A 372-nucleotide genomic window follows, 5' to 3' on the forward strand; every position below is an offset into this window, starting at 1 on the left:
ATGCATAATGTAGCTTTTTACGAGCCTACATAGGTCATTTAGAGTATTATATCCCGGAAGGAAGTATTGAGGAAATCTGGATTATCTTTCCAGATCCGCAACTCAAAAAAGACCGTAAGAAGTTAACATCGACCCGATTTTTAGAGCTTTATAAGAAGTTGCTAATACCAGGGGGTACGGTTCATCTAAAAACCGACAGTCCTGAGTTATTCGAGTTTACCCTTGCTCAAATTACTGCTCATAATTTGACCATAGTTCGGCAAATAGACGATGTATATGCAGACCCATCCTCACCCGAGGAGCTGCTTGGAATTCAAACTTATTACGAAGGATTGCATGTCAAAAAGAGGAAGAACCATTCGGTATGTGCAG

General features: G+C 40.3%; 1 pseudogene. It reads left to right on the forward strand.

The annotated features are described in order from the left end of the window. Positions 1–29: 29 nt before the first annotated feature. Positions 30–372 (forward strand): annotated as a pseudogene (locus tag C722_RS27035) (hypothetical protein); the annotation flags it as partial.

It is taken from the genome of Pseudomonas sp. 313, from assembly GCF_000316965.1.
In the GTDB taxonomy this organism is placed as follows: Bacteria; Pseudomonadota; Gammaproteobacteria; order Pseudomonadales; family Pseudomonadaceae; genus Chryseomonas; species Chryseomonas benzopyrenica.